This window comes from Saccharothrix obliqua (assembly GCF_019375475.1).
Classification (GTDB): Bacteria; Actinomycetota; Actinomycetes; order Mycobacteriales; family Pseudonocardiaceae; genus Actinosynnema; species Actinosynnema obliqua.
Genome location: NZ_JAHXGQ010000005.1, coordinates 373320 through 398690 on the forward strand (window position 1 = coordinate 373320; position 25371 = coordinate 398690).

Below are 25371 nucleotides of genomic sequence, written 5' to 3' on the forward strand. Positions count from 1 at the left end.
TCGGCAGGGCGGCGAAGCCGTCGCGGCCACGCCCCGGTCAGGCGTACATCGCCAGCCAGATGGCGATGTAGTGGCAGAGGGCGGCCAGGACGGTGGCCGCGTGGAAGAACTCGTGGTAGCCGAAGACCTGGGGCCAGGGGTTCGGCCAGCGGGACGCGTAGAAGATCGCCCCGGCCGTGTACAGGAGGCCGCCGGCGACGAGCAGGATCAACGCCGCCCAGCCCGCGCTGTGCAGCAGGTCCGGCAGCACGAAGACGGCCACCCAGCCCAGCGCGATGTAGATCGGCACCCCGAGCCACCGCGGCGCGTGGGGCCACGCCAGCTTCAGGGTCACGCCGCCCAACGCGCCCAGCCACACCACCGCCAGCACCACCTTGCCGGTCGCCGGTGGCATCGCCAGCAGGGTGAACGGGGTGTACGTGCCGGCGATGAACACGAAGATCATCGAGTGGTCCATGCGCTTCATCCACGTCCGCGCCCGGACGCTGCGCCAGTTCACCCGGTGGTACAGCGCGCTCACGCCGAACAGGCCGACGACGGTCGCCCCGTACACGGACGTCGCGAGAGCCGCCTTCGCGGACACGGTCGCCGCGGCCAGGGCGATCAACGCCGCCCCGGTCACCACGGACACGACGAACGACCAGAAGTGCAGCCACCCGCGCATCCGGGGGCGCAGCGCTGGTGCCGGCGGCTGGGGGAGCGTGGACGTGGTCACCCGAGCGAGGTTACGGGAGCGTAGGTAGCGGGGTCAGCACGCGTCGGCGTGACTGCGGCCACCCGGCGTACGCTCTTCCAGCGTGGGTCTTCGCGAACGAGTCAAGAGCGTCCTCCTCAAGGGTTACGAGTACCGGCTCAACCGATGGCTCGACGGCAAGCAACGGCCCAGGCACGTCGGCGTGGTGCTGGACGGCAACCGGCGGTGGGCGAAGGAGGCCGGGTTCGCGGACGTCGCGCACGGCCACCGGGCGGGTGCGCGGAAGATCCTGGAGCTGCTCACCTGGTGCCGCGAGGCCGAGGTCGAGGTGGTCACGCTGTGGATGCTCTCCACGGACAACCTGAATCGGCCGCCGGAGGAGCTGGACCCGCTGCTGGGCATCATCGCCGACATCGTCGACGAGATCGCCGAGCCGGGTAACCCGTGGCGCGTGCGGCACGTCGGCGCGCTGGACCTGCTGCCCACGGAGACCGCCGCCCGGCTGTCCGCCGCGTCGCTGCGCACCAGGGACCGCACCGGCCTGGAGGTGAACGTCGCCGTCGGCTACGGCGGGCGGCAGGAGATCGCCGACGCCGTGCGCAAGCTGCTCACCAAGCACGCCGAGTCGGGCGGCACGATCGAGGAGCTGGCGGAGGTGCTGGACGTCGACCACATCGCCGAGCACCTGTACACGTCCGGCCAGCCCGACCCGGACCTGCTCATCCGCACGTCCGGCGAGCAGCGGCTGTCCGGGTTCATGCTGTGGCAGTCGGCGCACTCGGAGTTCTGGTTCTGCGAGGCGTACTGGCCGGAGTTCCGCCGCACCGACTTCCTCCGCGCCCTGCGCGACTACGCGGTACGCCACCGCCGCTTCGGCTCCTGACACCGGACGCGCCAAAGGGGCGCCCCGCTGAGGCGCCCCTCCGGTCCGGCCGTGCTCAGCCTCCGACGTTGTTGTCGTGACCATCGGAGATGCCGCCCGCGGCGCAGTTGCCCGTGGTCTCGGGCGACGCGATCGGCACGATGAGGCCGATGATCGGGATGTCGTTGTTGCAGAGGCCGACGACGGCGTTCACGTTGTTGCCGTTCAACAACGAGACGATGTGGCCCTGGTTGAAGTGGTGGTTGCCGTGGTGCCCGTCGTGGTGCCCGTGCCAGTCGTGCTCGGGCTCACCGGCGAACGCCGGGGAGCCGACCATCATCACGCCTGCCGCGAGAGCGGCGACCGCGCCAGCCTTCTTCAGCACGTCATGCCTCCTTGCGTAGTTCTTTCTTTGGGTGGGAAATTAGTCGACCCGCGGGGGGCGCACCGCGTCACGACCCCATAGTGTGAATGTCGGCGTGTCGTGGTGCGGAAATCGGCAAATTCGGGGGAACCCGCGCTCAGTCGGAGGCGACACCGTCGGCGACGCCCACGGCGCGGTTCTCCGCCTGGTTCGGCGAGAGCGGCGGGAGGGAGGCGGGCACGTGGCCGCCGCACCGGTCCGGGACGGTGTTCAGGTCGTCGCCGTCGGGTGCGCTGACCTGCGGCTCCCGGTTCCGGTGCCCGCCACGTGCGCCGGGGGTCCGAGCGGCGGCACGCCTGCCGCCGCGGGGACGGTCCCGGCGCCAACCTCCTTCAGCACTTGCCTCTCCTCGGTGTCGGATATCCCCGCGCTTTCCGGGGACTGGGGGAAATCTCCGGGGCGCGCGGGGTCCTCGCGGTGGAGAAGTTACCGAAGGACAAAGCCGCCGGGAGCCCCATTACCCCATTGTGTGACGCGCGAGGTGATCAGCATCCCCTCTTCGGTTGTTCTTCCGGGTCGGAGTTCATCGCGCCGGGAGTTCCCGTGGTAATACGACCGAACGGCTCGTAAGCTCCCCTGCTCATGGACGGCAACGCGCTGGTGCGCGAGTACCTGGCGCTCGGCCTGCGCCTCGACCGGCTGCGCCCCGGCCTGGTCGACTCCTACACCGGCGACCCGGAGCTGCGGCGCGCCGTCGCCCGCGAACCCCGCCCGCACCCGGTGGCGCTGGCCCGGCAGGCGGCGTCGCTGCGCCGCGAGCTGCCCGCCGCCGGCCTGGCACCGGTGCGCGAGCGCTTCCTGGACGCCCACCTGACCGCGGTGGAGTGCGCGGCACGCCGGCTGGCCGGTGTGGACGTGCCGTACGTGGCGGAGGTGCGCGCGTACTTCCAGGTGGACGTGGCGATGGGCGAGCCGGACGAGTACCGGGCCGCGCACGCCCGGCTGCACGAGGTGCTGCCCGGCCCGGGTCCGCTGGCCGAGCGCCTGGCCGACCACCGCGCCTACGACGTGGTGCCGCCGCGCAAGCTGGGCCGGGCCGTGCACGCCCTGTCCGCCGCCCTGCGCGACCTGGTCGGGCGGCGGTTCGGGCTGCCCGCGGGCGAGGCCGTGGAGTACGAGGTCGTCGCCGACCGGCCGTGGAGCGGCTTCAACCACTACCTCGGCGGCTTCCGGTCGCGGGTGGCGATCAACGCCGACCTGGGCCACCGGATGTCCAACCTGCCGCACCTGGTGGCGCACGAGTCCTACCCCGGCCACCACACCGAGCACTGCCGCAAGGACGCCGGGCTGGTCGACGCGCGCGGCCACGCCGAGCAGTCGCTGTTCCTGATCAACACGCCGCAGTGCCTGATGGCCGAGGGCGCGGCCGAGCTGGGCCTGCACGCGGTGGTCGGGCCCGGCTGGGGCCGGTGGACCGAGCTGGTGCTCGGCGAGGTCGGCCTGCGCATGGAGGGCGACCAGGCGGAGCGGGTGGAGGCGGCGGTCGCCGGGCTGGCCGGCGTCCGGCAGGACGCGGCGCTGCTGCTGCACGACCGGCGTGCGGCGGAGGACGACGTGGTGGCGCACCTGTGCCGCTGGCTGCTGGTGCCCGAGCGGCGGGCGCGGCACATGGTCCGGTTCCTCGCCGACCCGCTGTGGCGGGCGTACACGACGACCTACGTGGAGGGCGCGCGCCTGGTCCGCGCGTGGCTGGACCGGCGTCCACTTGCTGGGACGGCGGCTGAGCGTTACCTGAGACTTCTGGACGAACCGCTGGTGCCCGCGACCCTCCAGGACGACCTCCGGAACGGCCTCGACGGGCCGTCATGTCACCACCCGTGACGCCGCCGGCCGTCCGGAGTACCGCTACTGAGCTGCACGGACCACGTTGAGCGTCCTATTGGTCACGCCCAGTCGCTACATCGGGTGGTAAGTGACCGCCGATGTGCGGTCACGTGACGAATTGGGGAATCACCTGCCTGGCTGCCTGCAAACCGGGTGCATCCGGAGGTAACTTCCGACTTGGCGGACCGCGTCCACTGCGGACCGCGCAGGGAGGCCCTGATCGTGGCTGTGGTCCGAACGCCGGTTCCGCCGGTGGAGGCGAGCGCGAGGGGGCCGGCACCCGGCCCTCGTGGCCGACGCGCCTGACGGCGTGCCGGTCGATCGGGGTGGTGCCTGGCCCAGCGAGGAGCGGACGCGGGTGCCGCGTTCGTGAAGGAGTTGCCGTGAACGCACGACGACCCGCGAGCCGTTCCTCAGGCTCATCGCGCAGCACTTCCCGGCGCAAGAGCGCGCCGACCAACCAGACGTACGTGGTGGACACCTCCGTGCTGCTCTCCGACCCCCTGGCCACCACGCGGTTCGCGGAGCACGAGGTCGTGCTGCCGCTCGTGGTGATCAGCGAGCTGGAGGGCAAGCGCCACCACCCCGAGCTGGGCTGGTTCGCGCGGGAAGCGCTGCGCCTGCTCGACGACCTGCGGCTACAGCACGGTCGCCTGGACCACCCGGTCCCCATCGGCGACCAGGGCGGGACGGTGCGCGTCGAGCTGAACCACTCCGACCCGGAGGTGTTGCCCGCGGGTTTCCGCACGGACTCCAACGACGCCCGGATCCTGGCCTGCGCCCTCAACCTCGCCGCCGAGGGCAACTCCGTCACCCTGGTCACCAAGGACATGCCGCTGCGCGTCAAGGCGGGCGCGGTGGGCCTGGCGGCCGAGGAGTACCGCGCCCACGATGTGACGCTGTCCGGCTACACGGGCATGTCCGACGTGGACGTGGACCAGTCCGCGGTGGACGCGCTCTACAAGGAGGGTGTGGTCGACCCGGCCGCGTTCGACCTCGCCCACGTGGCGGAGCTGCCGTGCCACAGCGGCCTGCGGCTGCTCGCGGGCACGTCGAGCGCCCTGGGCCGGGTCACGCCGGACAAGCAGGTCCGCCTGGTGCGCGGCGACCGGGAGGCGTTCGGGCTGCACGGCCGGTCCGCCGAGCAGCGCGTCGCCCTGGACCTGCTGCTGGACACCGATGTCGGCATCGTCTCGCTGGGCGGGCGCGCGGGCACCGGCAAGTCGGCGTTGGCGTTGTGCGCGGGCCTGGAGGCGGTCATGGAGCGCCGCCAGCACCGCAAGGTCGTCGTGTTCCGCCCGCTGTACGCGGTGGGCGGGCAGGAGCTGGGCTACCTGCCCGGTTCCGAGAGCGAGAAGATGCAGCCGTGGGCGCAGGCGGTCTTCGACACGCTCGGCGCGCTGGTCAGCCAGGACGTGGTCGAGGAGATCATGGACCGCGGGATGCTGGAGGTCCTGCCGCTGACCCACATCCGGGGCCGCTCGCTGCACGACTCGTTCGTGATCGTGGACGAGGCGCAGTCGCTGGAGCGCAACGTGCTGCTGACCGTGCTGTCCCGGCTGGGCGCCAACTCGCGGGTGGTGCTGACCCACGACGTGGCGCAGCGGGACAACCTGCGGGTCGGCCGGCACGACGGCGTGGCCGCGGTGATCGAGAAGCTGAAGGGGCACCCGCTGTTCGCGCACGTGACGCTGAGCCGGTCCGAGCGGTCGCCGATCGCGGCGCTGGTGACCGAGATGCTGGAGGACTACGCGTCCTGACGCGGGTGTGACGAAATGGAGGCTTTCCCGGCTGGAAAGCCTCCATTTCCCCGTTGTTCACCGGATTCCATTAATGACGAATATGGCGGACCGGGCACGCCGACCCCGGTACTGTGACGACCATGCCGGTCGCGATGGACACCGCGCAGTACCTGGGTTACAGCGTGCTGGCCGTCGGCATGATCGCCGCGGTCGCCGCCGCCGTGCTGGCCGTCCGGTCGCAGGTCACCGGCTCCAAGGACCGCCAGCAGCTCGTGGCCGAGGACGTGCAGGCGACCAAGGAGCTGCTCGCCGCGCCGCAGGGCGCCACCGCGCCGCCGCAGGTCGCCAAGTGGGAGCAGCACGCGACGGAGACCGCACGCACTCAGCTCGACCTGTACCTGCGCAACTCCGAGGCCGCGCTGCGGCAGAGCGCCACCAGCTTCCGCGTCGGCATGACCGCCGCGGCCGTCGGGTTCCTGGTGGTCATCGGCTCCGTGGTGTGGCTGCTCGCGGTGGACCGGGACGTCGCCCTGGCGGGCGTGATCAGCGGCGTCGTCTGCGAAATGATGGCCGCCCTGTTCTTCGTCGAGACCAAGGCCACGCGCGCACGCACGTCCGCCATGCTCGACCGCGCCCAGTCCGAGGCCGACCGCGTCGTGCGGGCACGTGCCGCGCTCGCCGTGGCGGCCGACATCACCGACACCACCACCCGCGAGGCGTTCCTCGCGGACATCGGGCGCTGGCTGCTCGGCGGTGAGCCGGTCGGCGAACCCACCACAACGGAGGCGCAGTGAACGCAGCCGCAGTGCAGCGACGCCGACGACTGCCGATCGTGCTCGGCGCGCTCGCCGTCGTGTTCATCCTGGTGGGCGGGATCCTCGCGCTGAGCGGTCCGGGCGACGCGCCCGCCGACGACGACTGCCTGCCGCTGAGCATGTGGTCGTCGGACGAGAAGACGCCGCTGTTAATCGAGATCGCCAAGCGCTACAAGGAATCCGACCACCGGGTCGACGGGCGGTGCGTCGACGTCGAGGTGACGGCCCGCTCGTCGCAGGAAACGGTGGTCGCGTTGACCGCCGACCCGGACGCGCGGCCCGAGCTGTGGAGCCCGTCGTCCCGGTACTGGGTGGACAGCCTGCGCTCGGCCATCGCCACCCGGCCCGGCCGGGTGCGGTCCGTGCCGGACAACCCGGTGTCGCTGGCCTCGTCGCCGATCGTGATCGCCATGCCCGAGCCGATGGCCCGCGAACTCGGCTGGCCCGAGGGCGCGATCGGCTGGCGGGACATGATCGCGCTGGCGCGGCAGCCGGACGGCTGGGGCTCGCGCGGCAAGCCGTGGGGCGCGTTCAAGATCGGCAAGACGAACCCCGTGCACTCCACCGCCGGCCTGCTCGCCACCATCGCCACCGCCGGCGCCCTGTCCGGCACCAGCGACGCGCTCACCCTGCCCGCGTTGGAGGACCCGGCCGTCGCGGCCGGCCTGCGTGCGCTGGAGAACACCGCCGTGCACTACGGCAAGCGCTCGTCGGTGTTCGTGCACAACCTGTACGCGGCGGACCAGGAGGGGCGGGCGCTGGACTACGTCAGCGCCGTGCCGCTGGAGGAGAAGGTCGTCCTGGACTACAACCGGGGCGTCCTGGTCGGCGACTCGCGGGCGCGGACCCCGCCGCAGGTGAAGTTGGCCGCGGTGTTCCCGACCGACGGCACCGCCGTGTCCGACAACCCGGCGATCGTGGTCGACGGCGAGTGGGTGACGGACGAGGAGAAGCGTGCCGCCGAGGGCTTCCTGGCCTACGCGCAGGAGCAGAAGGAGATGTTCGCCGAGGACGGTTTCCGGGACGGCGAGGGCAAGCCCGGCGAGCGGCACGTCGAGGCCAACGGCACGATCGCGAACCCCGCGTTCCGACTGGTGCGCACGCCCGCGTTGGAGGTGTCCGACGGGGTGCGGGAGCTGTGGCAGCGCAACCGGCGGCGGGCCAACGTGCTGCTGCTGGTGGACGTGTCGAAGTCGATGGAGAAGCTGGTCGACCCGGTCGCGCGGACCAGGCTGGACCTGGCCAGGGACGCCGCGCGCCTGGTGCCGGAGCAGCTCACCGAGGACGACACGCTGGCGTTGTGGGAGTTCAGCAGCCCCTTGGGCACCGATGCCCGGCCGTGGCGGGAACGGGTCGGGGCCGGGGCGGTGGGCGTGGTGCGGGACGCGTTCGGCCGCGCCGTGGACGGCCTCCAGCCGACCGGGGCGACCGAGCTGTACGAGTCGACGCGGGCCGCCGTGGACGACGTGCGCGGCCGCTTCGACGCGAGCCGGATCAACGCCGTGGTGGTGCTCTCCGACGGTCGCAACGAGCCTCCCCGGCCCGACGGGCTGACCGGCCTGGAGAACGCGTTGCGCGCCGCCGACAAGGACCGCGTGGTGCGGGTGTTCTCCATCGCGTACGGCGACGAAGCCGACCGCCGCGCCCTGGAAGCGATCTCCACGGCCGCGCGGGGCGGTTTCTACGACTCCACCGACGCCGCGCGCATCGAGTCGGTCATGGCCGACGTGCTGTCGAACTTCTGACCCGGGGGGAGCGCGGGCCGCTCCCCCCGGCCAGTGCGGTCACCAGCCCGCGGGGCGGGGGCGTCCCTCCGCGAAGCCGGCCGCCGACTGGACGCCCAGGACGGCCCGCTCGTGGAACTCCTCCAGGGTGCCCGCGCCGGCGTAGGTGCAGGCCGAGCGGACGCCCGCGGTGATCGAGTCCAGCAGGTCCTCCACGCCGGGGCGGGTGGGGTCCAGGCGCATCCGGGACGTCGAGATGCCCTCCTCGAACAGGCCCTTGCGGGCGCGCTCGAACGCGTCGTCGCCCTGGGTGCGCGCGCTGACGGCGCGCTTCGACGCCATGCCGAACGACTCCTTGTAGAGCCGGCCCGACTCGTCGCTGTGCAGGTCGCCGGGCGACTCGTAGGTGCCCGCGAACCACGAGCCCACCATGGCCGCGCTGGCGCCGGCCGCGAGCGCGAGGGCCACGTCCCTCGGGTGACGCACACCGCCGTCCGCCCACACGTGCTTGCCCAGCGCGCGGGCCTGCGCGGCGCACTCCGCGACCGCCGAGAACTGCGGCCGGCCCACGCCGGTCATCATGCGGGTGGTGCACATGGCACCGGGCCCGACACCGACCTTCACCACGTCCGCGCCCGCCTCGACCAGGTCGCGCACGCCCTCGGCGGTGACCACGTTGCCCGCGACCACGGGCACGGTCGGCGACGCCGCGCGCACCGCGCGCAACGCGGTGATCATCTTTTCCTGGTGGCCGTGCGCGGTGTCCACGACGAGGGTGTCCACACCGGCCTTCAGCAGCTCGGCCGCCTTGGCGCGCACGTCGCCGTTGACGCCGATGGCCGCCGCGACGCGGAGCCTGCCCTCGACGTCCACCGCGGGCTGGTACACCTCGGCGCGCAACGCGCCCAGCTCCGTCATGACGCCACGCAGTCGGCCGTCGACGTCGACGCCCAGCGCGATCCGCTGCGTGCCGCCGTGCAGGCGCGTGAACACCTCGCGCGGCGGGGTGTCGATCGGCAGCGTGACGACGCGCTCGTCCGCGACGTCCCGCAGCCGGGTGAAGCGGTCGACGCCGGTGCACGCGGCCTCGTCCACCACGCCGGTGGGCCGCCCGTCCTCGTCCACGACGACGATCGCACCGTGCGCCCGCTTGTGCAGCAGGTTGTGGGCGTCGGCCACGGAGTCGTCGGGTGCCAGGGTCAGCGGCGTGTCCCAGACCGCGTGGCGGTCCTTCACCCAGGACACGATCTCGGCGACGGCGTCCGGCGCGACGTCCTGGGGCAGCACCACCAGCCCACCGCGCCGCGCCACCGTCTCCGCCATCCGCCGCCCGGCGACCGCGGTCATGTTCGCGACCACGACCGGGATGGTCGCCCCCGTGCCGTCGGAGGTCGACAGGTCGACGCCGAACCGGGACTCCACGGCCGACCGGCCGGGTACCAGGAACACGTCGTCGTAGGTCAAGTCGTAGCTGGGCCGATGCCCTTCGATGAATCGCACGAGACTTTGACACTACCCGCGTCCACCCGCTGCCGCCTTTGGCCGCGCGGTCCTACCACGACCCGCGGAACGGGCCCCGGTTTCGTGTGATCCTCCAAACGACGCGATGCGTCAGGGGAGCAGCGCCCGGACCGCCGTGATGGTGTCGGCCTCGTCGGGCGTCTTGTCCGGGCGGTAGCGGAGGACCCGGGCGAAGCGCAGGGCCACGCCGCCGGGGTACCGGGTGCTGGTCTGGACGCCGTCCAGCTCGATCTCGATCACCAGTTCCGGTCGGACGGTGACCAGCCAGTCGGTCCGCTCCGTGGCGATCGCCAGCAGTTCCCGGGTCTGCCACGCCAGCAGTTCGTCGGTCAGCCCCTTGAAGGTCTTGCCGACCATGATCGGCGGACCGCCGTCCGGGTCGCGCGCGCCCAGCCACAGGTTGGACAGCAGGCCACGCCGCCGACCGCTGCCCCATTCGACGCCCAGCACCACCAGGTCGAGCGTGTGCACCGGTTTCACCTTCTGCCACGCCCGACCCCGGCGGCCGGCCGCGTACGGCGCGTCGAGGGCCTTGACCACCACGCCCTCGTGGCCCGCGGCGAGCGCGTCGGCCAGCTCCCGCGCCGCGCGCGGCTCGTCGGGGTTCGCCACGCCGGCGATGACGTGGTCGCCCGCCACCTCCCGCAGGGCGGCGAGGCGGTCGCGCAACGGCTCGTCCAGCAGGTCCGCCCCGTTCAGGTGCAGGCAGTCGAAGAAGAACGGGCTGAGCAGCAGGGACCGCGGGTCGGCCGAACCCAGCAACGCGCCGAACCGGCTCATCGTCTCCTGGAACGGCCGGGGCTTGCCCTCGTCGGTCAGCGCCAGCGTCTCCCCGTCGAGCACCACGGACGTGCACGGCAGGCCGCGGACGAGGTCGACCAGCTCGGGCACGGTCGCGGTGATCTCACGCAGCGTCCGCGTGAAGACACGAACCTCGTCACCGGCGCGGTGCACCTGGATGCGCGCGCCGTCCAGCTTGTGCTCCACCACGCACTCGCCCAGCTCGGCCAGCGCGGCGGGCAGCGACTCGGCGGGCGACGCGAGCATCGGCCGCACCGGGCGGCCCACCTCCAGCCGGAACGCCGCCAGCGCGGCCTCGCCCGCCCGCGCCGCGACCGCCGTCTGCGGCAGGCTGCCGGAGAGCATGAACGCCCGCCGCACCACCTCGCCCGGCACCTCGGCCGCCCGCGCGATGGCGTCGAGCATCACGCCCTCCAACGCGCCCTGCCGCAGCTCGCCGGTCAGCAGGCGGCGCAGGAAGTCCTGCTCGGGCGCGGTGGCGCGGGTGAACAGGCCGGTGAGCAGGTCGAGCCGCCGCTGCGCCGAACCCTTCCCGCTGATGGCCGCGTACGCGCCCAACGCCTCGTCCACCTCGGCCACGGTCAGCTCCGGCTCGGCGGCCGGCGGCGGCGTGATCCCGTGGACGGTGCGGTAGCCCGCGCCGATCCGGCCCTGGCTGGGCAGGCCGACCAGGAACGACACGACGGCGGGCGTGCTCATCCGGCGCACCGACTCCGCCAGGGCGTCGACCTTGGCCAGGCGGGAGCGCGTCGCCGCCACGGCGGCGGACGTGGCGACGAGTTCGGCGAGCAGCATGGGTACATCGTGCACCGGGGGGAGCGGTGGCACCGGCTACCTTGTGAGGGTGATCATCTGGCTCAACGGCGGGTTCGGCGCGGGCAAGACGACGCTGGCGGCCGAGCTGCACCGGCGGCTCCCGGACGCGGTCGTGTACGACCCCGAGGACGTCGGCGTCATGCTGTGGAGGTGGCTGCCGCCGAACGAGGACTTCCAGGACCTGCCGAGCTGGCGGGAGCTGGTCGTCGCGACGGCGCTGTCGTTGCGCAGGCACCACGCGCACACGCTCATCGTGCCGATGTCACTGGTCCGCGACGCCTACCGGGCGGAGGTCCTGGACGGCCTGGCCGCCGCGGGTGAGGAGGTCCTGCACGTCTTCCTGGACGCGGACGTCGACGTGCTGGAGCAGCGGATCAGCGCCCGCCCGGCGCCCGCCGGCCAGTCGGCCGGTGACGCCCTCGACTGGGCCCTGAGCCGGCTGGACCCGACTGCCGCCGCCCGCCAGCCGGAGGGCACGGTCGTGTTGCGCTCGGACCGGCTCACGCCGGCCGAGCTGGCCGACGAGGTGCTGGCCGCGTCTCGTCACCTGACCGCTTAGAGCCCGAGCGCGACCGGGGTGGCGGGCGCGCCGTGCGTGAGCAGCGCCGCCAGGGGCGTGGCGAGGTCGCGGGGCGAGAACAGGTCGGGACCGCGATGACCGACGACCTCCGGCAGGGACCACCAGCGCCAGCCGCTGATGTGCTCGGCCGCCAGCTCCTCGTCGGTCAGCGCGCCGCGGGGTGTGAACGCCGGGGTGCGGAGGAGGAAGTAGTCGCTCACCACGCCGTCGTAGCCCGGCGCGTACGCCGGCCCGACGGCCTGCTGACGCCACACCGGCCGCGGGTCGACGTCGAAGGCGTCGAGGCCGATCTCCTCGTGCAGCTCGCGGCGCAGGGTGGTGAGCGGCGTCTCGCCGGCTTCGACGCCGCCACCGGGGGCCGCCCAGACCACCGTCGTGCCGGGGAGCGCCAGGCGGCCGAGCAGCACGCGGTCGTCCTGGTCCAGGACGATCGCGCGAGCGGTGCGGCGCAGGTTCGGTGATGACACCTTCGGCACCCTAGGGCCTGTCCTCGCGCGAAACTTCCAGGGAGCCTGCCTGATAATTAGGGGCCTGTCCCGATCGCTGTCTTCGTCTTGCCGGAGGGGCGGGCCGCGCTCCGGCTTTGCGGACACGCCCTAGCGGGGTGCTCCGCGCGGACCGGGCGGGGCGGCGGCGTGGAGGTCGTGGACGGCCTGGCGGAGGCGGTCCGGGGTTAGTGCCGCGTAACCCACGACCAGGCCGGGGAACGCCGGCCGGCGGGTGTAGTTCGCCAGCGCGGGCGCGTGCACGCCCCGCGCGGCCAACCGGGCCTGCACCGCCACGTCGTCCACGCCGGCCGGCATCCGCAGCACGACGTGCAACCCGGCCGCGACCCCGATCGGCGTCCACGCCGGCAGCACGCGGGCCAGCTCGTCCAGCAACGCGTCCCGCCGCGCCCGGTAGAGCTGCCGGGTGCGGCGCAGGTGGCGGTCGTAGCCGCCGGTGCGCAGCAACCGCGCGAACGCCGCCTGGTGCAGCGTGCCGCAGCCGAGGTCGTCCAACCGCTTGTGCTCCACGACGGTGTCGCGCAGGGCAGGCGGCAGGACCAGCCAGCCGAGCCGCAACGCGGGTGCGAGGACCTTGCTGGCGCTGCCCTGGTAGACCACGTGGGCCGGGGCGAGCGCCTGCATCGCGCCCAGCGCCGGGCGGTCGTAGCGGTGCTCGGCGTCGTAGTCGTCCTCGATCACGACGCCGTCGCGGGCACGCGCCCAGGCCAGCAGCGCCCGCCGCCGCTCGGGGTGCAGCACGACGCCCAGCGGGAACTGGTGCGCGGCCGTCACCAGCACCGCGCGGCAGTCCGCCGCGGCCAGCGCGTCGACGCGCAAACCCTTGTCGTCCACGGGGATCGGGTGCACGGCGAGACCGTGCGAGGCGAACATGTCGGCCACCCCGGCGTGGCTCGGGTCCTCGACGGCGATGCCGCGGTGCCCCCGCTCCCGCAACACCCGGCCCAGCAGGGACATGCCTTCCGCCGCCCCGTTCACCACCACCACGTCCGCCGGCCGCGCCGCGACCGCCCGGACCCGACCCAGGTAGTCGGCGAGTTCTTCGCGCAACGCGCGGAAACCCGCCGGGTCGGGGTAACCCAGCTCCTCCACCGGCAGGTCGCGCAACGCGCTCTTCTGGGCCTGGAGCCACTCCTCGCGCGGGAACGCGTTGAGCGCGGGCAGCCCCGGCCGCAGGTCGATCCGCCAGCGCCGCGCGCGCTCCGGCTCCTCGTCGGGCGTGCCGGGCCACGTGGCCGCGACGGTGGTGCCCGACCCGCGCTTGGCCACGAGGTAACCCTCGCCGACGAGTTGCGCGTACGCCGCCGTCACGGTGCCGCGCGCCACCCCGAGCTGCCCGGCCAGGTCCCGGCTGGACGGCAGCCGCGTGCCCGGTTTGAGCCTGCCGTCGCGGACGGCGTGCCGCAGCGCGGACTCCACGGCCCGGCGACCGGTGAGGCCGGGCAGCAGCAGCTCGCGATAAGTGGTCCAATTGGCGACCATCGAAGTGGAGCTTAAACCTGGACCACCTGTCGGCGAGGGTGATCCACATGAGATCCGCCATCGCGTCCGGCGCCGTGACCTCGGTGCTCGTGGGCGCTTCCGTCCCCGTCACGGGGATGCTCCAGGGCTACCCGTTCCTCACCGGCCAGGCCATGCGTTACGCGCTGGGCGGCGTCGTCCTGCTCGCGTGGACGTTGTCTCGCGGCGGGAAGCTCGTGGTGCCCGCACGACGCGACTGGTGGGCGTTGGGCGCACTGGTGATCACCGGGATGCTCGGCTTCAACGCGTGCGTGCTCTACGCGCAGCGGTACGCCGAACCCGGCTTCGTGGCCGCCGTCCTGGGCGCGAGCCCGCTGGTGCTGGCGGTGGTCGCGCCACTGGTCGCGGGACGGCGGCCCGCCGTCGCACCGGTGCTGGGCGCGGTCGTCGTGGTGGTCGGGATCGTCGTGCTGTCCGGTGGCGGCGCGTGGCGGGGGCCCGGTCTCGTGCTGGCCGTGCTGACCATGCTCGGCGAGGCGTCGTTCACGTTGTTCGCGGTGGGCGTGGTGCGTCGGCTCGGCGGGGTCGCGGTGGCCACGTGGTGCTGCTTCCTCGCGGCGGCGGCGGGTGGGCTCGTCGGCACGTTCGCGGGCGGGTGGCAGCTCCCGACCACGCGGGAGGCGGGCGCGCTGGTGGTGCTGGGCGTCGCCGTCACGGCGGTCGCGTTCGGGCTGTGGTACTTCGCCGTCGCGCGGCTCGGCGCGGACCGCGCGGGGGTGTTGATCGGCCTGATGCCGGTCGCCGGGCTGGCGGCGTCGGTGGTGCTCGGCGCCCAGCGGCCCACCGCGGCGGCCGTGCTGGGCGTGGTCGCCGTGGGCGTGGGCTGCGTGATCGGGTTGCGTCGGCGGGCACCGGAACCGGTGCCCGCCTGACCCGCGTCAGCGACCGCCGCGTGCCATCCGCAGCACGTCGAGGGCTTCGTCCAACTGCTCCTCGGTCAGCTTGCCCGGCACGTGGCCGCGTTCCAGCACGACCTGGCGGATGGTCTTGCGCTCCCGCAACGACTGCTTCGCGATCGACGCCGCCTCCTCGTACCCGAGGTACCGGTTGAGCGGCGTCACGATCGACGGGGAGGACTCGGCGTACTCACGCATCCGGTCCGCCTGCGGCTCAACGCCGGTGAGCACCTTGTCCGCCAGCAACCGCGCCACGGCGGCCAGCAGGCGCGCCGACTCCAGCACGTTGCGCGCGATCACCGGCAGCATCACGTTGAGCTGGAAGTTGCCCTGCGTGCCCGCGAACGCCACCGCGGCGTCGTTGCCGATCACCTGGGCCACCACCATCATCGTGGCCTCCGGGATCACCGGGTTCACCTTGCCCGGCATGATCGAGGAACCCGGCTGGAGGTCCGGCAGCGCCAGCTCGCCGAGACCCGTGCGCGGTCCCGAACCCAACCAGCGCAGGTCGTTCGCGATCTTGAACAGGCCGACGGCGGTCGCCCGCAGCTGACCGGACGCCTCCACCACGCCGTCCTGGGTGGCCTGCGCCTCGAAGTGGTCGCGCGCCTCGGTCAGCGGCAGGCCGGTGACCCGCGCCAGCTCCGCCGCGACGGCCGCGCCGAAGCCCTCCGGCGCGTTGAGACCGCTGCCCACGGCCGTGCCGCCGATCGGCAGCTCCGCCAGCCGGGGCAGGCTCGCGGTCAGCCGTTCGACCCCGTACCGCACCTGCGCGGCCCACGCGCCGGCCTCCTGGCCGAGGGTCACGGGCACCGCGTCCATCAGGTGCGTGCGCCCGGACTTGACGAGGTCCGACCACTCCGCCGCCCGGGTTTCCAACACGCCGGCGAGGTGTTCCAGCGCCGGGACCACGTCCGTCGCCACGGCTTCCGCGGCGGCCACGCGCAAGGTCGTCGGGAACGTGTCGTTGGACGACTGCGAGGCGTTGACGTGGTCGTTCGGGTGCACGTCCCGACCGAGCGCACGGGACGCCAGGGTGGCGATGACCTCGTTGGCGTTCATGTTCGACGACGTTCCGGAACCGGTCTGGAACACGTCCACGGGGAAGTGCGCGTCGTGCTCGCCCGCGGCCACCTCGTCGGCGGCGGCGGCGATCGCGTCCGCCAGGTCCGCGGGCAGCACGCCCAGGTCCCGGTTCACCCGCGCGGCAGCGGCCTTGAGCAGGCCGAGCGCACGGATCTGGGACCTCTCCAGGCCCCGCCCGGACACCGGGAAGTTCTCCACGGCGCGTTGTGTCTGCGCCCGCCACAAGGCGTCGGCGGGCACCCGGACCTCGCCCATGGTGTCGTGCTCGACGCGGAACTCCTGTTCACCCATACCACCGAGTTTGGACCGGCTTGCCTTACTGGGCACAGTGGCCTCGAACACCTATGGTCGTGGACATGGACCTAGAGGTCGACCTGCTCGTCGTCGGAGCCGGACCGACGGGGCTGTTCGCCGCTTACTACGCGGGATTCCGGGACTTGTCCGTGGCGCTGGTCGACTCGCTGCCCGAGGCGGGCGGCCAGATCACCGCGATGTACCCCGAAAAGATGATCTTCGACGTGGCCGGGTTCCCCGCCGTGCGCGGCCGGGAGCTGGTGACCGCCCTGGTGGAGCAGGCGGGCCAGTGGAACCCGGCGTACCTGCTCGGCCGCCAGGCGCGCACGCTGTCCACAGTGGACGACAAGCTGGTGGTCGGGCTCGCCGACGGCGGCGCGGTGCGCGCGGGCGCGGTGCTGGTCACGGCCGGCATCGGCGAGTTCAAGCCGCGCCCGCTGCCGGCCGGCGCGGGGTGGCTGGACCGGGGCGTGGTGCACTTCGTGCCCGCGCTCGACGTCCACACCGGACAGGACGTCGTCGTGGTCGGCGGCGGCGACTCGGCGTTCGACTGGGCGCTGGCCCTGCACCCGATCGCGGCCAGCGTCACCGTCGTGCACCGCCGGGCCACCTTCCGCGCGCACCCGCCGACCGTGCGGCAGGTCCGCGACCTCGGCGTGCCGGTCATCACCGACGCGGAGGTGCTGGCGGTGCGCGGTGACGGCCACGTGGCGGAGGTCGAGCTGGGCCTGAAGTCCGGTGACCGCCGGGTGCTGCCCGCGCAGACCGTGGTGGCCGCGCTCGGGTTCACCGCTGACCTCGGGCCGATCGAGTCGTGGGGCCTGGAACTGGACCACCGGGCCATCGTCGTGGACTCCACCATGCGCACCGCGCGCGAACGGGTCTACGCGGCGGGCGACGTGGCCCAGTACCCCGGGAAGGTCAAGCTGATCGCGACCGGTTTCGGCGAGGCCGCCACGGCGGTCAACAACATCGCCGTGGCGCTCAACCCCGAAGCCCACCTGTTCCCGGGGCACTCCAGCAACGCCTGATTCACCGCACGACCTGGACCTGCTCGCCCGGGAACAGGTTGTCGAAGAACGTCACCGCCGCCTCGTGCGACAGGTGCACGCAGCCGTGCGACTGCTCGGTCAGGCTGCCCTCGTGGAACGCGATGCCGTTGTCGGTGAAGTACACCGAGTACGGCATCGGGGCGTTGTAGGGCTTGCTCCACTCGTCCTTCACCTTGCGCAGCACGGAAAACGTGCCGGTGGGCGTTTCGAAACCGGGTCGGCCGTGGGTCACCGGCACGGGCCCGTAACTCGCCTGGCCGTGGTAGATCAGCCATGCCTCGTTGGTGGACAGCCGGAGGCACGCGCCTTCCTGGATGGAGCAGGGCGTGCCGGTCGCTGCTTGAGCGGGTGCCGCGAAGCCGAAGGTCAAGGCCAGCGCGGCGATCGCGGTGCCGAGCTTCCTCATCTCGAATCACTCCCTCGGCGGCCGGGTACCCGCCGGGGGAGTGCGGCAACCGGTCGTGACCCCGAGCCCCCCGAACGGCCGAGCGCCGCTCCGCGAACGGGGCGGCTCACGCGTGCCTCGCGACCGGTGCCGCGGCGCGAACGGCCGGCCCTGGTCGGGGTGCCGGACGGACAGGGCGACCTCCGGTCAGGGCGCCCGGCGCGTGGCTCCCGCTTGCCCCGTGAACGGCGGAGGGCCGCCCCGCGAACGGGACGGCCCCCCGGTCAGGACACCGGACTCAGCGCGCGGCTCAGACGGAACCCGCGTTCTGGCTGATCCACGAGCGGAACGCCGGGACGTCCATGTAGATGGACGGGCCGGTGGCGCAGGTGGAGCTGCTGTTGCCCGCGCGGCTGGTGGCGCCGATCAGCTCCCACTGGCCGTTGACGGACTTGATCTGCGGGCCACCCGAGTCGCCGTAGCAGGCACCCGCGCGACCACCGGGGTTGTTCGTGCAGATCTCGTACGCACCGCTGATGCCCTGGCAGCTGCTGTCCGCCACGATGGACGTGTTCAGCTCCTGGAGCGTCGTCGGCGCACCACCGCAACCGCGCGGGGCGCACGTCTGCCCCCAGCCGATGATGCGGGTGGCGGTGCCGTTGGCACCGGACGAGGCGGACACGGCGATCGGCGTCTGGCTCACGTTCGTGGACAGGCGCAGCAGGGCGATGTCGTAGCTCGGGTGCGTGACGATCTGCGCACCGGACGCCGTCGAACCACCGCTGGAGCGGTTGGTCGAGCCGACCCGGACGCGGACCGACGTCGCGGAACGACCCTGCACGCAGTGCTTGGCCGTCACGACCCAGTTCGCCTTGATCAGGGAACCACCGCAGAAGTGGCTGCCCGAGGTGCTCTGGAGCGACACCATGAACGAGTACGTCTGGGTGGCGTTGCCGCCGCCGACGATGTACGGCGTCACGCCGCCGTCCGCCGCCGGGGCCGCCGCCGCCCCGCCCGCGGTGGCGAGCGCCGCCCCGATACCGACCGCGAACGCGGCCAACAGGGTACGAACCTTCATCATTTCCTCTCCGCACCCGGCGCAGGGGGCCGGGCACGAAACGGAAACTAGGGACGTATAGCAGTGCGTGACTACAGCCGTTCGGCCGGTAACAATGCGTTGACTGTTAACAGCGCGTTACGGGAGGGGCGGCAGCACCGGCTCGTCGGTCGGTCGCGGGTCGAAGTCCACCGACGAGTATTCGCGGAGCTTGGTCAACCGGTGGAAGCCGTCGATCATCCGCACCGTGCCGGACTTGGAGCGCATCACGATCGACTGCGTCGTGCAGCCGCCGGCGCGGTAGTGCACGCCCCGCACCAGGTCACCGTCCGTGACACCGGTCGCGCAGAAGAACACGTTGTCGCCACGCACGAGGTCGTTGGTGGACAGCACGCGGTCGAGGTCGTGGCCCGCGTCGAGGGCCTTCTGCCGCTCGTCGTCGTCCTTCGGCCACAGCCTGCCCTGGATCGCGCCGCCCATGCACTTCAGCGCCGCCGCCGCGATGATCCCCTCCGGCGTGCCGCCGATGCCGACCAGCAGGTCGATGCCGGTGTTCGGGCGGGCCGCCGAGATCGCGCCCGCCACGTCGCCGTCGGAGATGAAGTGGATGCGCGCGCCCGCGTCGCGGACCTGCGTGACGATCGACTCGTGCCGCGGGCGGTCGAGGATGCAGACCGTCACGTCGGACACGTCGCTGTGCTTGGCCTTCGCCACGCGGCGGATGTTCTCCGCGATCGGCGCGGTGATGTCGATGACGTCGGCCGCCTCCGGGCCGACCGCCAGCTTCTCCATGTAGAAGACCGCCGACGGGTCGAACATCGCGCCCCGCTCCGCCACGGCCAGCACGGCCAGCGCGTTGGGCATCCCCTTCGCCATCAGGGTGGTGCCGTCGATCGGGTCCACGGCGACGTCGCAGTCCGGACCGTCGCCGTTGCCGACCTCCTCGCCGTTGAACAGCATGGGCGCCTCGTCCTTCTCGCCCTCGCCGATCACCACCACGCCACGCATCGACACCGTGCCGATCAGCTTGCGCATGGCGTCCACGGCCGCGCCGTCACCGCCGTTCTTGTCACCACGACCGACCCACCGCCCGGCGGCCATCGCCGCCGCCTCGGTGACCCGGACGAGTTCGAGCGCGAGGTTCCGGTCTGGTGCTTCGCGACGACGCTCGGACGGGCTGTTGCTGGACACCATGGCGCTCCTCCTGCGATTACCGGCCGGTAGACCAATCCTCGCACGCGCTCACGCCTCGGCGACGTCCTCCTCCGCCACCGCGAGCGCTTGATCGATCCGCTCGCGCGCGCCCGCGAGCTGCCGCTCGCAGGTCTTGGCCAGCGCCTCGCCGCGCTCCCACAACTTCAGCGACTCCTCCAGCGACAGGCCGCCCGCCTCCAACTTGCGGACCACCTCCACCAGTTCGTCCCTGGCCTCCTCGTAGCCCGGCTCACTCACCTGGACAACTTCCCCAATCGGTTCTGGACGTGCACCACGACGGTCGCCACCGCCTGGTCGTAACCCGCGAACGCCTCCGCGAACTCCGCGCCGTCACCCTCCCGCACCGCGTCGTCGATGCGGGACTCGGCCTCCACGACCCGCCTGCGGTGCACGGAGCCGTGCCACCAGCGCGTGCCGGCGTACCCGGACGTCGCCTCGGACAGGTCGTGCAGCCTGCCCACCAGCGCCTGGCCGCCGGACGCGCAACCCGCGACCAGCGACAGCCAGCAGTCGGCGGCGGCCCGGTCGGCGGCGCGGGCCCGGTCGCGCACGGCGTGCGCGCCCTCGGCGCCCTCGGCGGCGGCCATGGTCAGCGGCAGGAACGTGGGCTCACCTGCCGGGTTCGGCATCGCCGCCCCCTTCCTCGGGTTCCCGGACGACCGCGTGCACCGCGCCGTCCGCGACCCGGACCCGGAGGTGCGCGCCGACCGGTGCGTCGGCGACCGATCGGACCACACCGTCCACCCCGTCGGGTGTCACGAGTTGCACCACGGCGTACCCACGCGCCAGCGTGGCGGCCGGTCCGAGGGTCGTCAAGCGCGCCGTCGTCGCGACCAGGCCCGCGTGCTCGGCGTCGAGCCGGTTGCGGATCGCCCGCCGGGACCGCTCGCGCCACTGGTCCACGTCCTGCGCGCGCCGGTCCAGCGGCCCGTGCGGGTCGGCCAGCGCGGGCCGGCTGCGCAACGCCGCGAGCAGCCGGTCCTCCCGCTCCACCCAGCCGCGCAGCGCGCGACGACCGCGGTCGCGCATCTGCCGGACGCGTGCCGTCTCCTCGGCCACGTCCGGCACGACGCGCTTGCCCGCGTCGGTCGGGGTCGAGCAGCGCACGTCCGCGACGTAGTCCACCAGCGGCGTGTCCGGCTCGTGGCCGATGGCCGACAGCACCGGCGTGCGCGCCTGCGACACCGCCCGGCACAACGCCTCGTCGGAGAACGGCAGCAGGTCCTCCACGCTGCCGCCGCCGCGGGCGAGCACGATCACGTCCACCTCGGGGTCGCGGTCCAGGGTGGTCAGGGCGGTGAGGATCTGCGGCACCGCCAACGCGCCCTGCACGGCCACGTTGACCACCCGGAACCGGGCCGCCGGCCAGCGGGCGCGCGCGTTGGTCAGGACGTCCCGCTCGGCCGCCGACGCCCGGCCCGTGATCAAGCCCACCTTGGTCGGCAGGAACGGCGGCGTGCGCTTGCGGCGCGGGTCGAACAGGCCCTCCGCGGCGAGCAGCTTCTTCAGCCGCTCGATGCGGGCCAGCAGCTCGCCGACGCCGACCGCGCGGATCTCGTCCACGCGCAGGCTCAGCGTGCCCCGGTTGGGGAAGAAGTTCGGCCTGCCGTGCACGACGACCCGGCTGCCCTCGGTGAGCTGGAGGTCGCGGACCAGGTTCACCGGCGCGGTCAGCGTCATGGACATGTCCACCGACGGGTCGCGCAGGGTGAGGAACGCGGTCGCCGTGCCGGGACGCGCGCTGAGCTGGGTGACCTGTCCCTCGACCCACACGTCGCCGAGGCGGTTGATCCAGTCGAAGATCTTCCGGGCGACCGTGCGCACCGGCCAGGGGTTCTCCGGACTGGACTTCTCGGTGTTGGACTTCTCGGTGTTGGACCTCTCCACGCTCACCGGCTGTCAGGGCTCACTCTGCACGTCGAGGTTGGCGATGCGGCGGATCAGCATCCCGGTGAACTCCGGGCGGTCGCCGTGCGCGCGCTCGTACTCCAACAGCTGGTGGAGGTCTTCGGCGGACAGCGCGCGCAGCCGCGCGCGCAACTGCGGCAGCGTCAGGTCGTCGTAGTTCGGCAGCGCGGCGGGTGGTTCGGCGGACAACGCGTGCTCCTCCGCCTCCCACGGGCCCTCGTCGGGCTCGGCGGGCTCGTCCTCGTCGAACGTCGCCCACTCGGGCTCGTCCTCCACGGGGCGCATCCCGGCCAGGACGTCGTCGCCCTTGATGGCGAGTTCCGTCACTCGCTGCTGGACCCGCATCGACAGTTGCAGCGCCTCGCTGACCACGGTCACCGGCAGCCCCGCGAGTTGTTGCGGCAGCCTCCTGGCCTGCTCGACGGCGGTGGCCGCCAGACCCGCGGCGAGGCGGACCGGCAGCGGCAGTGGCTTCATGGGCTCTAGCCTGCCGCAGTCGGGCGGCCGATGCCTACCTTCGCCACGCCCGTACCCTGGTGACATGGACAAGCGAGTGCTCCTGGCCAAGCCGCGCGGCTACTGCGCCGGTGTGGACCGTGCGGTCGTCACCGTCGAGAAGGCCCTTGAGCAGTACGGTGCTCCGGTCTACGTGCGCAAGGAGATCGTCCACAACAAGCACGTCGTGGAGACGCTGTCCAAGCGTGGCGCGATTTTCGTGAACGAGACGGACGAAGTGCCGGAAGGCGCGCTCGTGGTGTTTTCCGCGCACGGTGTGTCACCGGTCGTGCACCAGGAGGCGGCGGCGCGGCAGTTGCGCACCATCGACGCCACCTGCCCGCTGGTGACCAAGGTCCACAACGAGGCCAAGCGGTTCGCGCGTGAGGACTACGACATCCTGCTGATCGGTCACGAGGGTCACGAGGAGGTCGAGGGCACCGCGGGTGAGGCCCCGGACCACATCCAGCTCGTGGACACGGCGGAGGACGTGGACAAGGTCGTGGTGCGCGATCCGTCCAAGGTGGTCTGGTTGTCCCAGACGACGTTGTCCGTGGACGAGACCATGGTGCGCGTGCGGCAGTTGCAGGAGCGCTTCCCGGATCTCCAGGAGCCGCCGTCGGACGACATCTGCTACGCCACGTCCAACCGGCAGACCGCGGTGAAGACCATGGCGCCCGAGTGCGACCTCGTGCTGGTGGTGGGTTCGAAGAACTCGTCCAACTCGGTGCGGCTGGTCGAGGTGGCGCTCCAGGCGGGCGCGCGGGCCGCGCACCTCGTGGACTACGCCCGCGAGGTCGACCCGGCGTGGCTGGAGGGCGTGGGGACGGTCGGCGTGACGTCGGGCGCTTCCGTGCCGGACGTGCTGGTGATGGAGCTGCTGGAATTCCTCGCGGGGCACGGGTACGGCGAGGTCGAGGAGATCACCACGGCCAACGAGAAGATCGCGTTCGCCCTGCCGCGCGAGCTGCGCAAGGACCTGGTGCGCTGAGTGCTTCCGCCGACCCCGCCCGGCCGTGTGGCCGGGCGGGGTCGACGCGTGTCCGGGGCCGGTGATGGGCTGAGTTGGTGGCTCGGGCCGGTGGTGCGGTGGGTGGTTCGGCGGTGCGGCCTGGCCCGGCGCGCGGGGCTGGTGGTCAGCGTGGTGCCGGAGGCGGCGGGGGCGGTGCGCCGGTGGGCGGTTTGGCGGTGCGGCCTGGCCCGGTCCGCGGGGCTGGTGGTCGGCGCGGTGCCGGAGGTGGCGGGGTGGCGCGCCGGTGGGCGGTTCGCCGAGCGAGGCTCGGCGGGCGCGGGGCCGGGAGCGGTGTGGCCCGGTGTTTCCCGCGCGGTGCGCCGGTGGTGTGAGACCGGGGACTCGCCGCCGGGCGTCAGTCGTCGTCGCGCGGGCGGGGGCGGCGCTGGGGCGGGCGACCGCCGCGGTTCGGGTCCTGGGGGCGGCGGCGTTCGCCCTGGGGGCGGGGGCGCTTCGGGCGCTGCTCGTCCTCCGCCGGGGCCGGGCGGCGGCGGGGGCGGTCTTCCGGGTCGCGGGACCGCTCCTTGGGCGCGCGGTCGGACCGCTCCTTGGGCGTGCGGTCGGCGGCCGGGGTGCGCGGGGCGCGCTCGCGGGGGCGCTTCGGGCGGTCCTCCGGGTTGTCCTCGGCGGGCACGCGCTTGGCCTCGCGGGCCTCGTCCTTGGTCGGGCGGTTCGGGTCCTTCTGGAGCGACACCCGCAGGATGCCGATGACCACCGTGCACGCCGTGGTCAGCGCCATCGCCGGGAAGCCGTCGATCAGCGGTTTGCCCAGGTTCAACCCGATGGCGGGCAGGCCGCCCTCGGGCACGCCCGCCGTGACGATCAGGACCAGCGGCACCACGATGGCCAGCACCAGCGGCGGCTGGACGACCGGGCCGAACATCGACCGCCGCTCCACGAACACCACCGCGCCGACCGCGCCCACGAAGAACGTGATCCCGAAGACCCAGCCTACCGTCTTCGCCTGCGAGCTGACGTCCACGTAGGTGCCGACGATGGCGAGCACGAACGTGCCCAGCACCGCGACCCACCACGGCAGCCCGCGGAAGTTGCCGAAGAGGGCGCGGTCGTTCCAGCGGACGGGGTCGAGTTCCTCGTCCTCCGGCTCGCGCGTTGCAGCGGTCACGCCCACTCCTCGATCGGCTTCGGCATCGGCCACACACTCTATTACGCCTCGCGGGCGTCCAAGGGTGCACTGACGCCCTCGTCCGACCGCCGCACCACCGCGACCGGCGCGGGGCTCGACGCCGCCGCGGTGAGCGGTTCCACCGCCGCGCGGAAGCTCTCCAACGCGTCCAGCTCCCGCCGCCGCGCCGACAGGAACCGCTGCAAGTGCGTGGACGACAGGTTCACCGCGTCGATGGCGTTGTCGGCGGCCCGGTGCGCGCGTGCCGCCTGGGCGCGCACCTGCTCCACGTCGTCGGCCAGCGCGCGGTCGGTCACGGCGAACATCGCGGCCGACGCGATCACCGCGAACCCGGTCGGCCCGCACAGGAACACCCGCCGGTCGAGCAGCCAGCGCAGCAGCTCCGGGTCGGTGTCCAGGGCCGCGACCACCGCGCCGTCGTTGGGCACGAACATGATCGTCCCGTAGATGGCGTCGGCCCAGCGCTGGTAGCCCTTGCCCGCCAGCTCCGCCGCCCGCGCCCGGATGTTGCGCACGTGCACGCGCAGCGCGTCGGTCCGCTCGGCCGGGTCGTCGGTCTCCACCGCCTCCGCCCACGTGGCCATGCTCATCTTCGCGTCCACCGGCACCTGCCGGCCGCCACCGACCTCCAGCACCAGGTCCGGCCGCACCGAGCCGCCGCCCGCCACGTCCACCTGGAGCCGGAAGTGCACGCCCTCGCGCAGGCCCAGCGCCCGCGCCGTCGCCACCAGCACCTGCTCGCCGAGTTCACCCCGGCCGCTCACCGACGAGAACGCCACCTCGTACCGCTGGAGCGCGGCCCGCGACACGTCGCCGCGCTCCCGCTCCTCCCGCACGTCCGCCAGGGCCTTGTCCGCGCGCCGCACCGAGTCCTGGTAGAGCCGCCACAGGAACACCAGGGCGCCCGCGAGCAGGAGCGCCACCACCACCGCCACCGCGCTGAGGACCGCCGCCATGACCCGATCATCGCGCACGTCGGCCCGATCACACGTTC

The 25371-nt window shown here is 73.0% G+C and carries 25 protein-coding genes; 9 read left to right on the forward strand and 16 right to left on the reverse strand.

The window, feature by feature from the left end:
• Nucleotides 1-37 precede the first annotated feature (37 nt).
• Nucleotides 38-664 (reverse strand): PAQR family membrane homeostasis protein TrhA, encoded by a 627-nt coding sequence (gene trhA / locus KZQ38_RS18575; protein ID WP_219443550.1) that lies wholly within the window; start codon nt 662-664, stop codon nt 38-40.
• A 133-nt stretch (nt 665-797) separates the two neighbouring features.
• Between trhA and KZQ38_RS18580 the strand changes: the two genes are divergently transcribed.
• Nucleotides 798-1577 (forward strand): isoprenyl transferase, encoded by a 780-nt coding sequence (locus KZQ38_RS18580; RefSeq protein WP_219443364.1) that lies wholly within the window; start codon nt 798-800, stop codon nt 1575-1577.
• Nucleotides 1578-1632: 55 nt separating this feature from the next.
• On the opposite strand, the gene KZQ38_RS18585 is transcribed toward KZQ38_RS18580, so the two are convergent.
• Nucleotides 1633-1941: a hypothetical protein gene (locus KZQ38_RS18585; RefSeq protein WP_219443365.1), complete on the reverse strand. Its 309-nt coding sequence runs from the start codon at nt 1939-1941 to the stop codon at nt 1633-1635.
• Between the two features lie 621 nt (nt 1942-2562).
• Between KZQ38_RS18585 and KZQ38_RS18590 the strand changes: the two genes are divergently transcribed.
• The 4 genes from KZQ38_RS18590 to KZQ38_RS18605 all read left to right on the forward strand — a co-directional run bounded on the left by KZQ38_RS18590 (nt 2563) and on the right by KZQ38_RS18605 (nt 8106).
• Nucleotides 2563-3801, forward strand: a complete 1239-nt coding sequence (locus KZQ38_RS18590) for a DUF885 domain-containing protein (protein WP_219443366.1) — start codon at nt 2563-2565, stop codon at nt 3799-3801.
• A 473-nt stretch (nt 3802-4274) separates the two neighbouring features.
• Nucleotides 4275-5564, forward strand: coding sequence for an RNA 5'-3' helicase PhoH2 (gene phoH2, locus KZQ38_RS18595; protein ID WP_219443551.1), 1290 nt, complete (start codon nt 4275-4277; stop codon nt 5562-5564).
• A gap of 122 nt (nt 5565-5686) precedes the next feature.
• On the forward strand, nt 5687-6340 hold the full coding sequence (locus KZQ38_RS18600; protein ID WP_219443367.1) for a TRADD-N-associated membrane domain-containing protein: 654 nt from the start codon (nt 5687-5689) through the stop codon (nt 6338-6340).
• Complete coding sequence (locus KZQ38_RS18605) at nt 6337-8106, forward strand: substrate-binding domain-containing protein (RefSeq protein WP_219443368.1); 1770 nt, start codon at nt 6337-6339, stop codon at nt 8104-8106. The genes KZQ38_RS18600 and KZQ38_RS18605 overlap by 4 nt, the downstream gene beginning before the upstream one ends.
• Before the next feature lie 39 nt (nt 8107-8145).
• Here KZQ38_RS18605 and KZQ38_RS18610 read toward each other — a convergent pair whose 3' ends face one another.
• Together KZQ38_RS18610 and KZQ38_RS18615 are read right to left on the reverse strand one after the other, a co-directional pair.
• Nucleotides 8146-9585 carry a GuaB1 family IMP dehydrogenase-related protein gene (locus KZQ38_RS18610; RefSeq protein ID WP_219443369.1) on the reverse strand — a complete coding sequence of 480 codons (1440 nt, stop codon included), beginning with the start codon at nt 9583-9585 and terminating at the stop codon, nt 8146-8148.
• A gap of 111 nt (nt 9586-9696) precedes the next feature.
• Entirely contained in the window at nt 9697-11202 is a 1506-nt protein-coding gene (locus tag KZQ38_RS18615) for an ATP-dependent DNA ligase (RefSeq protein ID WP_219443370.1), read from the reverse strand.
• Between the two features lie 49 nt (nt 11203-11251).
• Here KZQ38_RS18615 and KZQ38_RS18620 point away from each other — a divergent pair, with 49 nt between their 5' ends.
• A complete protein-coding gene (locus KZQ38_RS18620) occupies nt 11252-11782 on the forward strand; it encodes a P-loop nucleotide/nucleoside kinase family protein (RefSeq protein WP_219443371.1) in 531 nt (176 codons plus the stop codon).
• Here the strand turns inward: KZQ38_RS18620 and KZQ38_RS18625 are convergent.
• Together KZQ38_RS18625 and pdxR are read right to left on the reverse strand one after the other, a co-directional pair.
• The gene (locus tag KZQ38_RS18625) at nt 11779-12270 is read right to left on the reverse strand and encodes an NUDIX domain-containing protein (protein WP_308258461.1); all 492 of its coding nucleotides are present in this window, start codon (nt 12268-12270) and stop codon (nt 11779-11781) included. The two genes, KZQ38_RS18620 and KZQ38_RS18625, sit on opposite strands and share 4 nt — an antisense overlap.
• Nucleotides 12271-12399: 129 nt before the next feature.
• Complete coding sequence (gene pdxR / locus KZQ38_RS18630) at nt 12400-13791, reverse strand: MocR-like pyridoxine biosynthesis transcription factor PdxR (RefSeq protein ID WP_219443372.1); 1392 nt, start codon at nt 13789-13791, stop codon at nt 12400-12402.
• A 47-nt stretch (nt 13792-13838) separates the two neighbouring features.
• Between pdxR and KZQ38_RS18635 the strand changes: the two genes are divergently transcribed.
• On the forward strand, nt 13839-14702 hold the full coding sequence (locus KZQ38_RS18635; protein ID WP_219443373.1) for a DMT family transporter: 864 nt from the start codon (nt 13839-13841) through the stop codon (nt 14700-14702).
• A gap of 6 nt (nt 14703-14708) precedes the next feature.
• On the opposite strand, the gene KZQ38_RS18640 is transcribed toward KZQ38_RS18635, so the two are convergent.
• Complete coding sequence (locus KZQ38_RS18640; protein WP_219443374.1) at nt 14709-16103, reverse strand: class II fumarate hydratase; 1395 nt, start codon at nt 16101-16103, stop codon at nt 14709-14711.
• Nucleotides 16104-16168: 65 nt separating this feature from the next.
• Between KZQ38_RS18640 and KZQ38_RS18645 the strand changes: the two genes are divergently transcribed.
• Nucleotides 16169-17137, forward strand: a complete 969-nt coding sequence (locus KZQ38_RS18645) for an NAD(P)/FAD-dependent oxidoreductase (protein ID WP_219443375.1) — start codon at nt 16169-16171, stop codon at nt 17135-17137.
• A 1-nt stretch (nt 17138) separates the two neighbouring features.
• On the opposite strand, the gene KZQ38_RS18650 is transcribed toward KZQ38_RS18645, so the two are convergent.
• From KZQ38_RS18650 to KZQ38_RS18680, 7 genes are all read right to left on the reverse strand, one after another.
• Nucleotides 17139-17564, reverse strand: coding sequence for a L,D-transpeptidase (locus KZQ38_RS18650; protein ID WP_219443376.1), 426 nt, complete (start codon nt 17562-17564; stop codon nt 17139-17141).
• Between the two features lie 289 nt (nt 17565-17853).
• A complete protein-coding gene (locus tag KZQ38_RS18655; RefSeq protein ID WP_219443553.1) occupies nt 17854-18621 on the reverse strand; it encodes a S1 family peptidase in 768 nt (255 codons plus the stop codon).
• 117 nt (nt 18622-18738) lie between these two features.
• Nucleotides 18739-19794 (reverse strand): class II fructose-bisphosphatase, encoded by a 1056-nt coding sequence (glpX, locus tag KZQ38_RS18660; RefSeq protein ID WP_219443377.1) that lies wholly within the window; start codon nt 19792-19794, stop codon nt 18739-18741.
• 48 nt (nt 19795-19842) lie between these two features.
• On the reverse strand, nt 19843-20052 hold the full coding sequence (locus KZQ38_RS18665; protein WP_219443378.1) for an exodeoxyribonuclease VII small subunit: 210 nt from the start codon (nt 20050-20052) through the stop codon (nt 19843-19845).
• The gene (locus KZQ38_RS18670) at nt 20049-20444 is read right to left on the reverse strand and encodes a sugar ABC transporter substrate-binding protein (protein WP_219443379.1); all 396 of its coding nucleotides are present in this window, start codon (nt 20442-20444) and stop codon (nt 20049-20051) included. Before KZQ38_RS18670 ends, KZQ38_RS18665 begins: the two co-directional genes overlap by 4 nt.
• Nucleotides 20425-21708, reverse strand: a complete 1284-nt coding sequence (gene xseA, locus KZQ38_RS18675) for an exodeoxyribonuclease VII large subunit (protein WP_308258462.1) — start codon at nt 21706-21708, stop codon at nt 20425-20427. The genes KZQ38_RS18670 and xseA overlap by 20 nt, the downstream gene beginning before the upstream one ends.
• 6 nt (nt 21709-21714) lie before the next feature.
• Nucleotides 21715-22200, reverse strand: a complete 486-nt coding sequence (locus KZQ38_RS18680; RefSeq protein WP_219443380.1) for a lipid droplet-associated protein — start codon at nt 22198-22200, stop codon at nt 21715-21717.
• 64 nt (nt 22201-22264) lie between these two features.
• Between KZQ38_RS18680 and KZQ38_RS18685 the strand changes: the two genes are divergently transcribed.
• The gene (locus KZQ38_RS18685; RefSeq protein ID WP_219443381.1) at nt 22265-23209 is read left to right on the forward strand and encodes a 4-hydroxy-3-methylbut-2-enyl diphosphate reductase; all 945 of its coding nucleotides are present in this window, start codon (nt 22265-22267) and stop codon (nt 23207-23209) included.
• Between the two features lie 376 nt (nt 23210-23585).
• Here KZQ38_RS18685 and KZQ38_RS18690 read toward each other — a convergent pair whose 3' ends face one another.
• Both KZQ38_RS18690 and KZQ38_RS18695 read right to left on the reverse strand, forming a co-directional pair.
• Complete coding sequence (locus tag KZQ38_RS18690) at nt 23586-24356, reverse strand: DUF6542 domain-containing protein (protein WP_219443382.1); 771 nt, start codon at nt 24354-24356, stop codon at nt 23586-23588.
• A gap of 41 nt (nt 24357-24397) precedes the next feature.
• Nucleotides 24398-25333: a DNA recombination protein RmuC gene (locus KZQ38_RS18695; protein WP_219443383.1), complete on the reverse strand. Its 936-nt coding sequence runs from the start codon at nt 25331-25333 to the stop codon at nt 24398-24400.
• Nucleotides 25334-25371: the final 38 nt, after the last annotated feature.